Origin of the sequence: Kitasatospora misakiensis, from assembly GCF_042656005.1 — a bacterium.
Lineage (GTDB): Bacteria > Actinomycetota > Actinomycetes > Streptomycetales > Streptomycetaceae > Kitasatospora > Kitasatospora misakiensis.
The window spans coordinates 1-575 of record NZ_JBHSOF010000159.1 but is presented as its reverse complement, the minus strand read 5'-3'; the positions used below and the strand labels follow the sequence as shown (position 1 = coordinate 575).

General features: G+C 56.9%; 1 protein-coding gene. It reads left to right on the top strand.

Annotation, left to right across the window (positions count from 1 at the left end; genetic code table 11):
• Positions 1–274: 274 nt before the first annotated feature.
• The coding region (locus tag ACFP3U_RS37035; protein ID WP_465261984.1) for a hypothetical protein at positions 275–575 on the top strand (301 nt) is incomplete at its 3' end.

Genomic DNA, 575 nt, shown 5'->3' with positions numbered 1-575 from the left:
GCTTTCTGAATCAGGCGATCCCCGAGGAGTGGCAGGCCCTGAGCATCGATGATTTACTCGCCCAGGCCGTCGCCAACTGGCAGCCGGCGAAAATCGAGCATTCTCAAATGGCTCCCGCTGAGCTATGATTAGCCGCTATTTTTACACTGTACAGTTGATCTGAAGTCCGTCTGACACTACGAGGTGCACCATTTTTACCCGAGTCGCTAATTTTTGCCGTAAGGTGCTAAGCCGTGAGGAGCGCGAGGCAGAAGCCGCCGTCGAACCAACGCCTATGACGGTGATCCCGCGTGAGCAGCATGCTATTTCCCGCAAAGATATCAGTGAAAACGCCCTCAAGGTCATGTACCGCCTCAACAAGGCGGGCTACGAATCCTGGCTGGTCGGCGGCGGCGTCCGCGACCTGCTGCTTGGCAAAAAGCCAAAAGATTTTGACGTTACCACCAACGCCACGCCGGATCAGGTACGCAAGCTGTTCCGCAACTGCCGTCTGGTTGGGCGACGTTTCCGCCTGGCGCATGTGATGTTCGGGCCGGAAATCATTGAGGTCGCCACCTTCCGTGGCCATCACGAAG